Annotated in this window: 14 protein-coding genes; 9 read left to right on the top strand and 5 right to left on the bottom strand. The window is 74.8% G+C overall.

The genetic code is table 11. The features are described 5' to 3' along the window. The first annotated feature begins 90 nt into the window (after window positions 1–90). Window positions 91–429, top strand: a complete 339-nt coding sequence (locus ACGH2B_RS10380; RefSeq protein ID WP_399087294.1) for a hypothetical protein — start codon at window positions 91–93, stop codon at window positions 427–429. Window positions 430–517: 88 nt separating this feature from the next. Here the strand turns inward: ACGH2B_RS10380 and ACGH2B_RS10375 are convergent, their stop codons facing one another. The 3 genes from ACGH2B_RS10375 to ACGH2B_RS10365 all read right to left on the bottom strand — a co-directional run bounded on the left by ACGH2B_RS10375 (window position 518) and on the right by ACGH2B_RS10365 (window position 3,526). Then, entirely contained in the window at window positions 518–1,285 is a 768-nt protein-coding gene (locus tag ACGH2B_RS10375) for a helix-turn-helix transcriptional regulator (RefSeq protein ID WP_399087292.1), read from the bottom strand. 1,084 nt (window positions 1,286–2,369) lie between these two features. After that, window positions 2,370–2,705 carry a hypothetical protein gene (locus tag ACGH2B_RS10370; RefSeq protein WP_399087290.1) on the bottom strand — a complete coding sequence of 112 codons (336 nt, stop codon included), beginning with the start codon at window positions 2,703–2,705 and terminating at the stop codon, window positions 2,370–2,372. A gap of 200 nt (window positions 2,706–2,905) precedes the next feature. Next, the gene (locus tag ACGH2B_RS10365; RefSeq protein WP_399087288.1) at window positions 2,906–3,526 is read right to left on the bottom strand and encodes a GNAT family N-acetyltransferase; all 621 of its coding nucleotides are present in this window, start codon (window positions 3,524–3,526) and stop codon (window positions 2,906–2,908) included. Window positions 3,527–3,665: 139 nt separating this feature from the next. Between ACGH2B_RS10365 and ACGH2B_RS10360 the strand changes: the two genes are divergently transcribed. The 7 genes from ACGH2B_RS10360 (at window position 3,666) to ACGH2B_RS10330 (ending at window position 11,738) form a co-directional block, all read left to right on the top strand. After that, a complete protein-coding gene (locus ACGH2B_RS10360; protein ID WP_399087286.1) occupies window positions 3,666–4,730 on the top strand; it encodes an ATP-binding cassette domain-containing protein in 1,065 nt (354 codons plus the stop codon). Beyond that, window positions 4,727–5,743, top strand: a complete 1,017-nt coding sequence (locus ACGH2B_RS10355; RefSeq protein ID WP_399087284.1) for an ABC transporter permease — start codon at window positions 4,727–4,729, stop codon at window positions 5,741–5,743. The genes ACGH2B_RS10360 and ACGH2B_RS10355 overlap by 4 nt, the downstream gene beginning before the upstream one ends. A gap of 314 nt (window positions 5,744–6,057) precedes the next feature. Continuing rightward, entirely contained in the window at window positions 6,058–6,480 is a 423-nt protein-coding gene (locus ACGH2B_RS10350; RefSeq protein WP_399087282.1) for a YjbQ family protein, read from the top strand. A gap of 427 nt (window positions 6,481–6,907) precedes the next feature. Further along, window positions 6,908–7,468, top strand: a complete 561-nt coding sequence (locus tag ACGH2B_RS10345; protein ID WP_399087280.1) for a DUF5994 family protein — start codon at window positions 6,908–6,910, stop codon at window positions 7,466–7,468. 270 nt (window positions 7,469–7,738) lie between these two features. Continuing rightward, window positions 7,739–10,033 (top strand): RNA degradosome polyphosphate kinase, encoded by a 2,295-nt coding sequence (locus ACGH2B_RS10340; protein ID WP_399087278.1) that lies wholly within the window; start codon window positions 7,739–7,741, stop codon window positions 10,031–10,033. Continuing rightward, on the top strand, window positions 10,017–11,234 hold the full coding sequence (locus ACGH2B_RS10335) for a CHAD domain-containing protein (RefSeq protein ID WP_399087276.1): 1,218 nt from the start codon (window positions 10,017–10,019) through the stop codon (window positions 11,232–11,234). Before ACGH2B_RS10340 ends, ACGH2B_RS10335 begins: the two co-directional genes overlap by 17 nt. Window positions 11,235–11,273: 39 nt before the next feature. Continuing rightward, window positions 11,274–11,738 carry an NUDIX hydrolase gene (locus ACGH2B_RS10330; RefSeq protein ID WP_399096894.1) on the top strand — a complete coding sequence of 155 codons (465 nt, stop codon included), beginning with the start codon at window positions 11,274–11,276 and terminating at the stop codon, window positions 11,736–11,738. Window positions 11,739–12,128: 390 nt separating this feature from the next. Here the strand turns inward: ACGH2B_RS10330 and ACGH2B_RS10325 are convergent, their stop codons facing one another. Both ACGH2B_RS10325 and ACGH2B_RS10320 read right to left on the bottom strand, forming a co-directional pair. Beyond that, entirely contained in the window at window positions 12,129–12,650 is a 522-nt protein-coding gene (locus ACGH2B_RS10325) for an RICIN domain-containing protein (protein ID WP_399087274.1), read from the bottom strand. 469 nt (window positions 12,651–13,119) lie between these two features. After that, complete coding sequence (locus tag ACGH2B_RS10320) at window positions 13,120–13,965, bottom strand: LysR family transcriptional regulator (RefSeq protein ID WP_399087272.1); 846 nt, start codon at window positions 13,963–13,965, stop codon at window positions 13,120–13,122. A gap of 112 nt (window positions 13,966–14,077) precedes the next feature. Here ACGH2B_RS10320 and ACGH2B_RS10315 point away from each other — a divergent pair, with 112 nt between their 5' ends. After that, a complete protein-coding gene (locus ACGH2B_RS10315) occupies window positions 14,078–14,803 on the top strand; it encodes an SDR family oxidoreductase (protein ID WP_399087270.1) in 726 nt (241 codons plus the stop codon). Window positions 14,804–14,805: the final 2 nt, after the last annotated feature.

Raw genomic sequence — 14,805 nt, 5'->3', positions numbered from 1 at the left:
GAATGGGCGTTCTTCTCCCTCGCGCGGCCACCCGGAATTACCGCCGGGGGCCATGAGTACATCCACCACGCGGAAGAGGAGGGAAAGCGCATGACAGAGAACGAAACTCTCGCCGCCCACCATTTCAAACTGCAACTCGACGGCGTCATGTTGGAAGCGGTGAAGGGCATCAACCATCTCAGCATCGATAAGAACGGGGGGAAGGTCACCATCGTCCGCGGCGTGAAAACGAGCACCGCGTTCACCGAATGGGTCAACCGTTCACTGCACGACGGCATCGGGGCGGAGAACCTCACCATCAACGAGGAGGACTCCGCGGGCCGAACGGTCCGGCGTATCCAGCTCATGGACGCCCGGGTCACCAAGTGGGAGTCCGGCAAGCCCAACGAAAGGGTGTTCGTCGTGGCCGAGCGGGGCTCGATCGAGTAGGACACCGCCTCACCGGCGGCGCGCACCGGAATCGATCTCACCCGGCAGGACGGCCCTCCGTCCGCCGCGGTGAGATCGGTGCCGGGACTTACGCGCGGTACTCCTCCCGCAGTTCCCGGATCAGGTCCAGGGAATGGTCCGGGGAGAGTGCGTGCGTCCTGATCACGTCGTAGTCGTCCAGGGCGGCTTCGACCGTCGGTACGGAATCGTGGAGCCGTCCCCCCACCCGGGTTTCGGTGTAGAGCACCGTCGGGGCATCGGGAAAGCACAGCACGACGAAAGGCATCGCGGAGGTGCCGGGAATGCCCGCCGAGAACGGCATCACCTGGAGCCTGAAATACGGCGCCCCGGCCAGGGACAGCAGATATCCGAGCTGACCGGCCATGATCTCGGGGCCGCCGACGACGGTACGCAAAGACGCCTCGTGCAGGATGACCCAGAGAAACGGCGGTTTCTCCCGCTCCAGGGCCTCACGCCGCCGCAGCCGCGCCGCGACTTTGTCCTCGATACCTTCCGGCGTCGCCTGTGGATGGGCGGCGCGGAGGACCGCCCGCGCGTAATCCGCCGTCTGCACCATGCCGGGGACGAGGTGCGTCGCGTACATCAGGATCTGTGACGCCTCCCGCTCCAGGTTCAGATACGGCACGAACCACGACGGGTGATTCCCCTCGTCGATCCGGGCCAGCATGGCCTCGAACCGGCCGTCGGCGCCGAATGCCAGATCGCAGCCGCGGGCGAACCTCATGCTGGACATGACTTTTCCGGCTTCCACCATGCTGACGTAGGCGTGTGAGTAGCCGGTGGCCGTGCCCAACTGCTTCTGGGTCAGTCTGCGGCTCAACCGGACACGTCTCACGTCGAGTCCGAAGCGTTCCAGGGGATTCAAATGCTCCGGCGGTGTCGTCTCTTCCAATGCCGCGACCTCTGCTTCTGAGGGTTCCGGGTCGACATTACGGCAGGTCGACGCGTACAGCGTCGCCGTTCAAGTGGCACCATTCTCTTGCCCGTAGCGCTTTCGCGGGGCTAACGGGACGCCTGGCGGGGCGACTTCATCAGGGAATGCGCCACGGAACGGGCGCGGGGGAGGGCAACGGTGATACCGCATTCCGGGAAACGTAGCCGGGCCACCGTTCCGCACGCCACCGCGCGCCCCGGAAATCGGGCGGCCGGCTACGCGCCGCCGCCGCGGACGGACGCGCCGGGGCTCGCGCACCGGGAGGAGCGGGCCGGGGAGACCGGCGGAGAGCGGCGGAGCCGGAGCGCGAAGGCGCCGGGGGAGGGGCGGCCGCGCCGCCGGACGGTGCGCCCGGGGCGGCGGTGGCGGGAGTTGCCGCCGGGCCCGTGCCCGGGGCGGGAGGGCCCGGCGGGACGGACCGGGTGCGGGGCACCGCTCCGGCCGTCCGGACCGAAGGGGCGCCCACCGGGTGGGCCGGAGGGGACGTACGGGGCGCCGCCGCCGGTCGGTGCGGAAGGTGCGGCGGTCGCGGTGCGGTACCGCCCGCATCCGGGCGACCCGGCCGCCGTACGGGTGCGGAAGGCGCGGGTGCGCGGGGAGTCCGGCGGAGGCCATGTGCCGGGCGGTGGCGGCGGGTCGGCGGCCGGGCCCCTGCCGCACGGGTCTCCGTACGCGGTGCGGTTTCCGGAAGCGTGGCCGGTCGTGGGGGCGCGGCGGTACCCGGCGGGGGAGCCGGCGGCGGCCGGCGGGGCGGGCCCCAGGGCGGAAGGGGTCGGGGCGGCGGCCGGGTGACGCCGGTCCCGGCGGCCGGAGTCCGGCCCGCGGGGAGCGCCGCGGCGCACGGGCGGGCCGGTGCGGGCGCCGGTCGGTGTGGTGCTCGCGCCGGACACCGCGGTGGTCACGGGGCTCCGGGCGGGGGCTCGGCCACGAGGTAACCGGCATCGGCCGGGCGCGCCGTGCCGCGGTCGGCCCGGAGCCGGCTGGGTCACTGCGGATGGTTCAGGGCTTCCTTCTGCAGTTGGACCGCGGCCACCAGGCTCAGCTTCGGCTCCGCCGTGCGCAGCGCCTTGACCGCCGCGACCGAGCCGAGGTCCCCGGTGAAGCCGACGGCCGCCAGCCGGGAGCGGACCCAGCGGGCGCGCATCTGGCCGTCGGTGGCCGCGGCGGTGGCCTCCGCGAGCGCGGCGGCGCGCTCCAGGCCCGGGCGCTCCTCGGGCGACGCCTCGGCCAGCGCCTGGCGCAGGGCCGACGCGACCACGTCCGCGTCCCGGATGACCGGTACGGCGTGGTGTTTTCCGCTCAGTCCCGCAAGAGCTGCCATGCGAACAACCGTGGCATTCGCGCCCTGAGCGTGGCAAGCGGCTTGAGGTTTTCCAGAGGATCGCCCCGCACCCCGCCCGCTCCAGGTCGGAGCGGTGCGCGGCGGGGCGGCGGAGAGGGCCACCGGGACCGGGGCCACCCGGTGCGGGCTCCGGCAGCTCCGGGTGGGGTGCGCCTCCCACGGGAGGCGCACCCCGCCTCTCAACTCCCTTGCCCCGCGCCCGTGTCCGTATCCCGCAGTGCCCGCCATTCGCGGGCCAACATCGCGTAGACGACCTCGTCCGTCCACTCCCCGTCCAGGAACTCGTTCTCGACGAGATGGGCCTCGCGGCGCATGCCGAGGCGTTCGAGGAGGCGGGCGGAGGCGGTGTTGCGGGCATCCAACTCGGCCTGGACGCGGTGGAGTCCGAGGTGGTCGAAGCCGAGGGAGAGGAGGGCGCGACCCGCCTCGGTGGCGTAGCCGTGGCCGTGGTGGGCGGGATGGAAGACGTAGCCGATGCTCGCCTGGCGGTGGGCGGCGCTCTTCCAGACGAAGGTGACGTCGCCGACGAGGGTGCCGGTGGCGCGGACGACGACGGCGAGTTGGAGGACATCGCCCTCGGTGCGCAGCGTGGTGCGGGCGGCTTTGGCGGCGACGGACTTGCGGGAGCCGGCTTCGTCGAGCGGGCCCCAGTAGAGGTAGCGGCAGACCTCGGGGAGGCGCTGGTAGGCGTGGATGGCGGCGAAGTCGCCGGCGGTCACCGGGCGGAGGTCGAGGCGGGCGGTGCGCAGCGGGTCCGGCGGGGTGAAGGGGAGCGGCGGGTGTGCGGGCGGGGTCGGCATCGGGGGAGCGTAGACGGCTCAGGTTGACAGGCGCAGCCCCTTTCCCCCACTCTTCCACTACTTAATTAGTGGAATGAGGGGTGTGCGGGTGCGACGGGCGGTGAGTGACCCCCTCGGCGGCGTTCCGAGGGGGACGGCGATGGAGGCCGACGGCCTCGGCAGGCGCCACCGGCGCCACGGTGAGCTGCGGGACTGCACGTTCCGGCTGCCCGCCGGGCGTATCTGCGCCCTGGCCGGTCCGCCCGGCGCGGGCACCGGCACCCTCCTCGCCCTCGCCGCCGGACACCTCCGCCCCACCGAGGGCGCCATCCGCGTCTTCGGCGCCGACCCCCGGACGGCGGACGGCCGCGCCCGGGTCGCCCACCTCGGCCGGGAGCGGGCCGCCCGGCCCCGGCGCACCGTCGCCGAGGCGCTGCGCCGCGCCCGCGCCCGGCACGGCGGACCCTGGCGGGCGGCGCGCGCCGAACGGGTCCTGGAGGCGGGCCGGGTACCGCTCCAGGCGCGGGTCGGCACGCTCTCACCGGCGCGGTACGCCCGTCTCGGACTGGCCCTGGCGCTGGCGAAGGACCCCGAACTGCTGCTGCTGGACGAGCCGTTCGCCGGACTCGGCCCGCTGGAGCGGCACGAGGTCGCGGCCCAGCTCATGGAGCAGGCGGCGGTGTACGGCACCACGCTCGTGCTCTCCTCGCACGCCCTCGCCGAACTGGACGGGATCTGCGACCACCTGCTGTTCCTCGGCGGCGGACGGCTCCGGCTGGCGGGCGAGGTGGACGACGTCATCGGCGCGCACCGGCTGCTGCTCGGCACCGCCGGACGCCCCGGGGCACTGCCGGACGGCCTCGCCGCCCATCAGCTCGTCGACGTCCGGTGGACGGGACGGCGCTACACCGCGCTGGTACGGCGGCGCGGACCGCTCGACGGGCCGTGGGACGCCGCCGAACCGTCGCTGGAGGAGCTGCTGCTCGGCTACCTGCGCTCATCCGGGACGCCCGCGACGGCCGCGTACGGCGCCGAGGCGGTCGGCCCCCGGCTCCGGCAGCGGCCGGGCGAACCGGGGCTGCCCCGTAACGCGGACGGCGGCGAGGCGGCGGCCGGGAGCGCGGGCCCGCTGCTGCCCGGCATTCCGCGCGGACGGCGGGACGGCGGCGCGAACCACCGCGCGGCGCGGTGGGAACCACACGGAAACGAAGGGGTGACGGTATGAGCACGGCGACGGAGCCGCAGACGGCCGGGGTGGCGCGGCGCGCCGCCGGGACGGGCCGCCGGGGCGGTCTGCTGTGGGTGGTGTGGCGGCAGAACCGGGGCATGGCCCTCGTCCTGCTCGCCCTGCTGGTGGCCGGCGGTATCGGCATGGCGGTGCAGGGCAGCGCGATGGCCGGCTACCTCGCCGAGCACGACATCGCGGGCTGCGCGCTGATCTCCACCGACCCGCGCTGCGAGAATGTCCAGAGCGCGGTGGAGGACTTCCGGGCGGCGTACGGCAACGGCTTCCGCCTCGCGCAGCTCCTGCTGGTGCTGATGCCCGCCCTGATCGGCCTCTTCGCCGGCGCGCCGCTGTTCTCCCGGGAGCTGGAGAACGGCACCCACAAGCTGATGCTGACCCAGTCCGTCGGCCCGCTGCGCTGGGTGGGCGCGAAGCTGGCGCTGCCCGCCGTGCTGACCGCCGTGGCCGTCGCCGGGCTCGCCGCGGGCTACCTGTGGATGTGGCGCTCCGGTGGCCAGGAGACGCTCGGCGCCTACTGGTACTCCGACTCCGGGTTCCTGGCGCTCGGCCCGGTGCCCGTCGCCCAGAGCCTGCTGGCGTTCGCGGTCGGCGCGCTGACCGGCCTGCTGATCCGCCGGACCGTCGCGGCGATGGTCGTCACCCTCGGGGTGACCGGCGTCCTGCTCCTCGCCTTCACGCTGGTCCGCTCGTCCCTGCTGCCGCCGGTGATCACGGACTTCCCGCACGGCGGCACGATGCCCGACAACACCTGGATCCTGGCCGAGGGCAGCCTCACCACCAGCGGTGAACGCCTGCCCGAGGGCACCTGCTCAGCCGGCCCCGGCATGGAGAAGTGCCTGCTCGCCCACCACGTCGACGACGGCTCCTACGTCGTCCAGCACCCCGCCGCCCACCACTGGCCGATGGCCTGGCTGGAGTCCGGGATCGCCCTCGCCCTGGCGGCCGTGGTGACGCTGGTGATCTGCCGGGTGGTACGGCGGAAGTTCGGCTGAGCGGGCCCCGGCCCCTCCGGCCGGTCTCCCGCGGCGCGGCGGCGCCCGGCCCGTCCCTCACGGGGGCGGGGCGGGCGCCGCCGTCGTGTCGCGGGTCGGGCGCCCTGGCGCTCGCCATCTGCCGCACGTCCCGCGCGAGGGCCGGCCCCCGCCGCGCCGCGCACGCCCTGGGCGGGCCTGTACACCGCGAACTGGGCTGTACCGGATGGCCCTTGCCGTGGGCCGGGCGGCGAGGCGGCTTCGGTGATCGGATTCCGGCGGAACAACCCGTCCAGCCGTCAGCACCGCTCGCGTCCAGCGGGTACCGGTGAACCATGACTGGCGCCTTCACCACCCGCACTGTCGACGTCACGGTCGACCCCGCCGAAACCATGCACGACCTGACGAACACGTGCTCCGCGTTCCTCCGGGAGGTCACGCACGGGAGAGACGGACTGCTGAACATCTTCACCCCGCACGCGATGTCCGGCCTGGCCGTCATCGAGACCGGGGCCGGCAGTGACAACGACCTGCTGGCGGCCCTCCGTGAGGTTCTTCGCGCGGACGACCGCCGGGAGGACTGCCACGGTGGTGCGCCCTCCGGCCGTGAGCACATGCTCCCGGCCCTGGTCCCGCCCCACGCCACGCTGCCCGTGGTAGGCGGTGAGCTGGAGCTGGGGACCTCGCAGTCCGTCGTCCTGGTGACTGCCGGCAGGGACACCCCCGACCGAAAGGTCCGCCTGTCCTTCCTCGGCTGACGTACGCCGCGCTGCCCAGGCTTTCAGGTCCGCGGAGTGCTGCCGGTGCCGATGCGCACGGCCCGGCCGTCGACGTCAGCCGTGTCAGGAGCCCCTCCCGGCGCTCCCATCCGGGCCCACGCGCCTGGCGTGCTCGGCCGTCTCCGGGAGTTCGCGCATGCGCTCACCGCCCGGAACGTGCCGGCGGTACCGGACGAAGCACTCGCAGGGACACCACCGTCCTCCGCGGGCCGGGGCGGGTCGGCCACAGGGCCGACGCGTTCCCGCGTTCCCGCGAGATTGCCTGGTCGCGCGAGGCCTGGGCCTGCCTGCCGGAGTAGGCTGAAGAAACCAGGAACACTTCGTACACCGGCCGCCACGCGGGTGCCGTTCCCGGCGAGACATCAGGCCGGGCCGTCGACGACGAGCCCGGGGCAGGGTTCGCATCATGGCTGTCACCATCGACCGTACGTCCACCGAGGGCCGTCCCCCTACGCCGCCCGCCCGCCTGTCCCTGACGCGCGGAACGGCGCCGGGGCTTCTGGACGGTGCCTGGTGGCCTCGCTCGCGTGACCTCTCCCGCGAACTCCCCGCTCTGGCGGCGAGGCTGGACCACTCCTGGGGTCGCGTCACCCACGTCACGGTGAATCCGGCCTTCTGGCCCGTGATCCCGCGCAAGGTTCCCGTCGCCGGGCACACGGTGCACGTGGGGTGGTTCGCGAAGGAGCAGGATCCGCACAAGCTCCTCGTGTTCTCCTACGCCGCGGACCGCTTGGACCTGCTGATCATCCCGCCGGAGACCGGCCCGGCCGCGGCCGCCAGGCTGATGTCCGCCTCGACGACCCCCGGAGGCATCCTCACCGCGAGCGGGCTGATGGCGGACGAACGCGCGGCCGGCGACGCGGCACAGTCACGGGACCGCGAAGAGGAATGGGAGACCGAGGGGGGAACCGCGCCACCACCGGCCGGGAACCCGACCAGCTCTCCGCCCTCCGCCCGAGGGAGGTGAGGGAAGTGGGCCGGGCCCGCTCCGCGTCGGGTGGATCGCCCGCCCACAGGAGTCGGAACGGCATGGGCACCGGACGGGCCGGACACCGTCCGGCCCCCGCCCGGTAGCCCCCCGCTTGCCTGGTCGCCACGTTCGCGTTACCGGTGATTCAGACGCGCTTGCGAACATCGGTGAATGCAGCCCGCTGTGCCGAACGTTCCCCCACCGCGGCGCTCCGCCGCGTCCCTCGCCGACGCGCCTGGAACGCACCAGGCGCGGAAGAATGAGGTCATGAAGCAGCAGCCGAGCGCTCAGGTCACCACCGCGACCGGCGAGCCGGTCCCGCCCCGGCCCGCCGTGGCGTCGCCGGACCGGGGCCCCGCGGCCCAGCCGTCGGTCGGCTCCATCGCGGCCCACCGCCCGCACGCGGTCGGCCCGTCCGTCCCGGAGCTGGCACCCGACCTCGACTCCGACCCGGACGAGTACGAGGGGAGCGGCGCCTCGGGGGCGGGCGGTGAGGAGCTGCCCGAGGGGCGCTTCCTCGACCGTGAGCGGAGCTGGCTGGCGTTCAACGAACGGGTGCTGGAGCTGGCCGAGGACCCGGCGACCCCGCTGCTGGAGCGCGCCAACTTCCTGGCGATCTTCGCGTCCAACCTCGACGAGTTCTTCATGGTCCGCGTCGCCGGGCTCAAGCGCCGTATCGCCACCGGCGTCGCCACCCGCTCCGCCTCCGGACTCCAGCCCCGTGAGGTCCTCGACCTCATCTGGACCCGCTCGCGCGAACTCATGGCCCGGCACGCCGCCTGCTACCAGCAGGACGTCGCCCCCGCCCTCGCCGACGCAGGCATCCACCTCATCCGCTGGCCGGAGCTGACCGAGAAGGAACAGGCCCGCCTGTTCACCCTCTTCCGTCAGCAGATCTTCCCCGTCCTCACCCCGCTGGCCGTCGACCCCGCGCACCCCTTCCCGTACATCTCCGGCCTCTCGCTCAACCTCGCCGTCGTCGTACGGAACCCGGTCAGCGGCCACGACCACTTCGCGCGGGTCAAGGTTCCGCCGCTGCTCTCCCGCTTCCTGGAGGCGTCCCCGCAGCGGTACGTGCCCATCGAGGACGTCATCGCCGCCCATCTGGAAGAGCTGTTCCCGGGGATGGAGGTCCGCGCCCACCACATGTTCCGGGTCACCCGCAACGAGGACCTGGAGGTGGAGGAGGACGACGCGGAGAACCTCCTGAAGGCGCTGGAGAAGGAGCTGATGCGGCGGCGCTTCGGGCCGCCGGTGCGGCTGGAGGTCGAGGAGTCCATCGACCCGTCCGTCCTCGACCTGCTCGTCCAGGAACTGAACATCTCCGAGGCCGAGGTCTATCCGCTGCCCGGCCCGCTCGACCTCACCGGACTCTTCGGCATCGGCGCGCTGGACCGGCCCGAGCTGAAGTACCCCAAGTTCGTCGCCGGCACCCACCGCGACCTCGCCGAGGTCGAGTCGGCGTCCGCGCCCGACATCTTCGCCGCCGTCCGCGCCCGCGATGTGCTGCTGCACCACCCGTACGACTCGTTCTCCACCTCCGTCCAGGCGTTCCTGGAGCAGGCGGCGGCCGACCCGGACGTACTGGCGATCAAGCAGACGCTGTACCGCACCTCGGGCGACTCGCCGATAGTGGACGCGCTGATCGACGCCGCCGAATCCGGCAAGCAGGTCCTCGTCCTCGTCGAGATCAAGGCCCGCTTCGACGAGCAGGCCAACATCAAATGGGCGCGGAAGCTGGAGGAGGCCGGCTGCCACGTCGTCTACGGCCTCGTCGGCCTCAAGACGCACTGCAAACTGTCGCTCGTCGTCCGCCAGGAAGGCGAAACGCTCCGCCGCTACGCCCACGTCGGCACCGGCAACTACCACCCCAAGACCGCCCGGCTTTACGAGGACCTCGGCCTGCTCACCGCCGACCCCCAGGTCGGCGCGGACCTCTCCGACCTCTTCAACCGGCTCAGCGGCTACTCCCGGCGCGGCACCTACCGCCGCCTGCTGGTCGCCCCGCGCTCCCTGCGCGACGGGCTGGTCCAGCGGATCACCAAGGAGATCACCCACCACCGCGCCGGACGCCCCGCCTACGTCCGCATCAAGGTCAACTCGATCGTGGACGAGGCGGTCATCGACGCGCTCTACCGCGCCTCGCGGGCCGGGGTGCCCGTCGACGTCTGGGTGCGCGGCATCTGCGCGCTGCGCCCCGGCGTGCCCGGACTGAGCGAGAACATCCGGGTCCGCAGCGTCCTCGGCCGCTTCCTGGAACACTCCCGGGTCTTCGCCTTCGGCAACGGCGGCGAGCCCGAAGTGTGGCTGGGCAGCGCCGATATGATGCACCGTAACCTCGACCGGCGGATCGAGGCGCTGGTGCGGGTCACCGACCCCGCGCACCGCGCCGCCCTCAACAGACTGCTGGAGACCGGGACTTCGGACACCACCTCGTCCTGGCACCTCGGCCCCGACGGCGACTGGACCCGGAACGCGGTGGACGCGGACGGCAAGCCGTTGCGCAACGTACAGGAAATGCTCATTGACGCGCGGAGGCGCCGGCGTGGCCCAGCGACCTGACCTGCCGGCCGGAGGGCCGGGCGGTCTCATCGGCATCGGCAGCGGACACGGGTCCGGCCCGTCGAGCGGCGCCCGCGCCGCCGTCGTGGACGGTCCCGGGCCCTACGGGGACGGCCCCGGGGCGGCGGTGGAGACGCCGGACGGCGCCACCGCCGGGCAGGCCCTCGCCGGCTACCTCCACGACCGGTCCGCGGACTTCCTGCGCAGTCTGCGCCGCCACCGCGAGAGCGGACCGGACGCCGACGGCGCCGAGGAGGCCGCCCGGGAACTGCGCCGCGCCGCCCGCCGGATCAGCGCCACCCTCTACACCTTCCGGCCGCTGACCGAGGAGGCGTGGGCCGATCAACTCCGCGCCGAACTCGGCTGGTTGGCGGGCATCCTCGCCCGCGAACACGCCGGCGCCGACCGCCGCGACCGCCTCATGGCCGCCCTGGCGCGCCTCACCGGGCGCGACGGACGGCCGCAGCCCGCCGGTCGCGCCACCGGACGCGGCGGTGACCGCGCCGCCCGGGGCGCGGCGGCCACGCGCGCCCGCGCCGCCGCCCCGGAGGCGGCGGCCGGCGCGGACGGGCCGGACACCGACGGGCTGCTGTCGGCGGGTGCCGCGCGCGCCGCCGCCCTCCTCGACCGGCAGCTCACCCTCGCCCGCAGCCGCGCCCACACCGCCGCCCTCCAGGCGCTGGGCTCGGCCCGCTTCCACGCGCTCGCCGACGCCGTGGCGGTCCTGGCGTCCGAGGTGCCGCTGGCCCGCGCGGCGGGCACCGCCCCGGCCGCCGGGGCGCTCCACCCGCTCGCCGAGAACGCCCACCGCCGCCTCGCCGAGGCCGTCGCCGCGCTGCCGCCGGCCCGCGCCGGCCACGCCTACCAGGCCGACGCGCTCTCCGCCGAGCACAGCCAGGACGCCCCCTGGCACCAGGTGCGGACACTGGTCCGGCTCAGCCGCTACGCCCAGGAGGTCGCCGCACCGGGCGCCGCCGACCCGCGGCTGGCCGAAGCCGGCCGGGCGCTCGGCCGCCACCGCGACGCCGCCGAGGCCGCCGCCGCCGCGGCGTCCGCCGCCCGTACGCCCCGTATCGCCCCGGCCACCGCGTACGCCCTCGGCGTCCTCCACGCCGACCAGCGCCACGAGGTGGCCGCGGCCCGCCATGCCTTCAGCCGCCTGTGGCTGCCCGGGCCCGCGCCCGAGTGCCGCTGGAGCTGACATCCGAGGAGGCCCGTGACCGGCAGGGAGAACGACGAGATGACGACGGCGAGCGGAGCGGTGTCCGGCCCGGCGGGTGAGGGGGCGCGCCCGATCCGGGCCGCGGGCTGTGTGCTGTGGCGCCCGGCCGCGTCCGGTGGTGGGCTGGAGATCGCGCTCGTCGGGCGGCCCAAGTACGGCGACTGGTCGCACCCCAAGGGCAAGCTGAAGCGCGGGGAGAGCTTCCGGGCGGCGGCGGTCCGCGAAACGGTCGAGGAGACCGGTATGACCTGCGCCCTCGGCCCCCGGCTGCCCACCGTCCACTACGTCGTCGACGGCCGCCCCAAGGAGGTCCGCTACTGGGCCGCCGAGGCCACCGGCGGCGGCTTCATCCCCAACCGCGAGGTCGACCGGCTGCTCTGGCTGCCCCCGGAAGCGGCCCGCGCCCGGGTGACCCAGGAACGGGACCGCGGCCTGGTGGACGCCCTGCTGGAGGCGCTGCGGGGCGCCGGGGCGGTGGGCTGAGAGGGCCCGCGGCCAGGAGCGCGCGTCCGGTCCGGCGAAGAGGCGCGCGGTCGCGGGGCGTGCGCCCCTGAGCGGGGCCCTGAGGGCACGGACCTCCTGGCCGGGTGCCCCTGAAGGCCGATCGGGACCGTACGGGCGCCCGGAGCCGTACGCGCGCTTGGACCCGTACGCGCGCCCGGGCCCGTACGCGGGCGTCTCCCGTACGGGGCGGACGGGCCGGAGCGCGTACGGGTGCCCCCGGACCCATGGCGGGCGCCCCCGGACACCCGAGGGCGGGCGCGGCCGTTCCGGTCGCGTCCGCCCGGCTGCCGGGCCCTGGTGAGGCCCGCTTTCGAGGCCCGTAACGCCTCGTTCCCGGCCCGGGAAATGCCCGGCGACCGGCCTTGCGGCTCAGGAATGTGCCGGATGAATCTCCCATTGCTGGCTGCTGTTCCCGTTCGCCGTGTTCAGGTCCAGGCGGGGCGGATAAATGAGCAGCGGGGAGATGTCCAGGGCGTAATGCGGGTCCTCGGCGGTGAGCAGCCGGTAGGTGCCGGGGGTGCCCGTCGGGGCGAGCCGCCAGGCCACCGGTGCCTGTTGCGCCGCCACCGGGGCGTGGGCGCTCGGCCCGTCGCGGTGGCCGAGGTACGCGCCGCTGTCGGCGTTGCGGAACGTGCAGCCGCCGTGGTCGTCGCAGCGGACCCGCCAGCGCTGGGTGGCCGGGCGCTCCGCGGGCGGCACCAGCGTGGCGTGCGCGGCGGCGTCCCCGTCCGGCTGTGTCACCAACTGGCCGCGCTGACCCAGGGTGTAGACCCCGTCGGCGACCGGCGCGGCGGCCGTCGGCGGGGTGGCCGCGACGCCGGTACCGGGCACGGCGGCGGTCAGCACGGCGACCGCCGCGAGGGCGGCGGCACGGACGGCACGGCGGGACACGCGGGGCCCGGACGCCGGGCGCGGGGCGGTGGACGGGCGGTCGGGGCGCGGTCGGGTCGGCAGGGTCAATGTTCTCTCCCGGATGCGGAATTCACGGTGCGCCCGGAATTCTCCGGGTAATTCCCGTGAGCCGGGCGCCGGTCGAATCTAGTGCGGAATTCCGCTCCCGGGCGGACGGTTCCGGCGGTGGCGGGCCGGGCGGGTGAAAGGAGTTCGAATTCCGGTCGGGGAATTCGAAAGGCGGGCCGCGCGAAGTCCGCCGCCCGCGCTCCCAGCCGCCCCCGTTTCCCGCCGCCCGCGCTCCCCGCCGGGCGGCTCGCCCCGGTCCGGACGGCGAGCCGTCCCGGGGCCCGCGCTCCCCACCGGGTCCTTCCGCCGGCCCGCCGTGGAACCGCCCCGGGGCCCGCCGTGCGGAACCGCCCGGCTACGCCCGGCCCGGTACGCCTCGGACGCCCGCCCCGTACCCGGATCAGGCGCGCGTCGCGGCCCGTACGAGCCCGGCGACCGCCCGGGACCGGCTGTGCGGCGGCCAGGCGATCACCGTCGTGACCCGCGGCGCGTCCACCACCGGCACGGTGGCCAGGCCCTCGCGCAACTGGTCCCGGCAGGACTCGGGCGCGATCCAGCAGGCGCGGCCGAGCGCGATGAGCTGGAACAACTGCGTATGGTCCCGGACCCGCGGGCCCGGGGAGTCCGGCCCGCCGTCGTGGCCGGAGAGACGCGGCACCGGCAGCCCGGGCAGAGCGGTGACCTCGGACGTCCGCACATCGTCCCGGGCGGCGAGCGGGTGCCCGGCCGGGAGCACCGCCACCTGGCCCTCGGTGCGCAGCTCCTCGGTGTCGAACCCGGCGGCGCTGTCGAACGGCAGGTGCAGCAGCGCCACATCGGCCCGGCCGTCGCGCAGTACGGCCTCCTGCTCGCCGATACCGCACAGCAGCAGCTCGACGGTGGCCGCGCCGGGTTCGGCCGCGTAGGTGTCGAGGAGGTCCGCCAGCAGCGTGGCGGACGCCCCGGCCTTCGCGGCGAGGACCACGTCCGGCTGCCCGGCCGCGGCGAGCGCGGCCCGGCGGGTACGGCGTTCGGCCGCGCCGACCGCGTCGAGCGCCGCCCGGGCCTCCCGCAGGAGCACCTCCCCGGCGTCCGTCAGCGTGACCGCGCGGCTGGTGCGGGCCAGCAGCTCCGCCCCGAGGCGCCGTTCGAGCGCCCGGATCGCCCGGGACAGCGGGGGCTGTGCCATGCCGAGCCGCCGGGCGGCCCGCCCGAAGTGCAACTCCTCGGCGACGGCGACGAAGTACCGCAACTCCCTTGTCTCCACCCCGCCAGGCTACGGCCCCGCGCCCGCCCGGCCCGGGCCGATACCCGCGCGGTATCGCCGCCCACCGCATCGGTGTTGGCCCGCCGCCACCTGCCCCGCCCAGGATCGGGGCATGAACGAACAGACCACCGCGCTGGTGACCGGCGCGAACAAGGGCATCGGATACGAGATCGCGGCCGCGCTGGGCGCCCTCGGCTGGCGGGTCGGCGTCGGCGCCCGGGACACCGGACGGTGCGAGGCGGCCGTGGCCCGGCTGCGGGCCGCCGGCGCCGACGCGTTCGGAGTGCCGCTCGACGTGACCGACGACGCGAGCGTGACCGCCGCGGCCCGGACGGTCGAGGAGACCGCCGGCCGCCTCGACGTGCTGGTCAACAACGCCGGGATCACCGGCGGGACACCGCAGAATCCCACCGCGGTCGATCCGGCGACGGTCCGGGCGGTGGTGGAGACCAACGTGATCGGTGTCATCCGCACCACCAACGCGATGCTGCCGCTGCTGCGCCGCGCGGCGTCCCCGCGGATCGTGAACATGTCCAGCGGCACCGGCTCCCTCACCCGGCAGCGCACCCCCGGCGCCGATACCGGCCCGATCGCCGTCGCCTACGCCCCGTCGAAGACCTTCCTCAACGCCGTCACCGTCCAGTACGCCAAGGAGCTGAGCGGAACGGGCATCCTGATCAACGCCGCGTGCCCCGGCTTCTGCGCCACTGACCTCAACGGCTTCCGCGGCGTCCGGCCCGCGTGGCAGGGCGCGGCGATCGCGGTCCGTCTCGCGACCCTGCCCGACGACGGTCCGAGCGGCGGATTCTTCGAGGACGCGGGCGAGGTGCCGTGGTGACC

Origin of the sequence: Streptomyces sp. BBFR2, from assembly GCF_044497305.1 — a bacterium.
GTDB lineage: Bacteria > Actinomycetota > Actinomycetes > Streptomycetales > Streptomycetaceae > Streptomyces.
The sequence above is the reverse complement of the archived record's forward strand: the minus strand, read 5'-3'. Positions and strand labels throughout refer to the sequence as shown.

Bases quoted from the DNA above. Each gene is read 5' to 3' on its own strand.
- ACGH2B_RS10380 (WP_399087294.1), top strand. From the start codon at position 91: ATGACAGAGAACGAAACTCTCGCCGCCCACCATTTCAAACTGCAACTC.
- ACGH2B_RS10370 (WP_399087290.1), bottom strand. From the start codon at position 2,705: ATGGCAGCTCTTGCGGGACTGAGCGGAAAACACCACGCCGTACCGGTC.
- ACGH2B_RS10365 (WP_399087288.1), bottom strand. From the start codon at position 3,526: ATGCCGACCCCGCCCGCACACCCGCCGCTCCCCTTCACCCCGCCGGAC.
- ACGH2B_RS10360 (WP_399087286.1), top strand. From the start codon at position 3,666: ATGGAGGCCGACGGCCTCGGCAGGCGCCACCGGCGCCACGGTGAGCTG.
- ACGH2B_RS10355 (WP_399087284.1), top strand. From the start codon at position 4,727: ATGAGCACGGCGACGGAGCCGCAGACGGCCGGGGTGGCGCGGCGCGCC.
- ACGH2B_RS10350 (WP_399087282.1), top strand. From the start codon at position 6,058: ATGACTGGCGCCTTCACCACCCGCACTGTCGACGTCACGGTCGACCCC.
- ACGH2B_RS10345 (WP_399087280.1), top strand. From the start codon at position 6,908: ATGGCTGTCACCATCGACCGTACGTCCACCGAGGGCCGTCCCCCTACG.
- ACGH2B_RS10340 (WP_399087278.1), top strand. From the start codon at position 7,739: ATGAAGCAGCAGCCGAGCGCTCAGGTCACCACCGCGACCGGCGAGCCG.
- ACGH2B_RS10330 (WP_399096894.1), top strand. From the start codon at position 11,274: ATGACGACGGCGAGCGGAGCGGTGTCCGGCCCGGCGGGTGAGGGGGCG.
- ACGH2B_RS10315 (WP_399087270.1), top strand. From the start codon at position 14,078: ATGAACGAACAGACCACCGCGCTGGTGACCGGCGCGAACAAGGGCATC.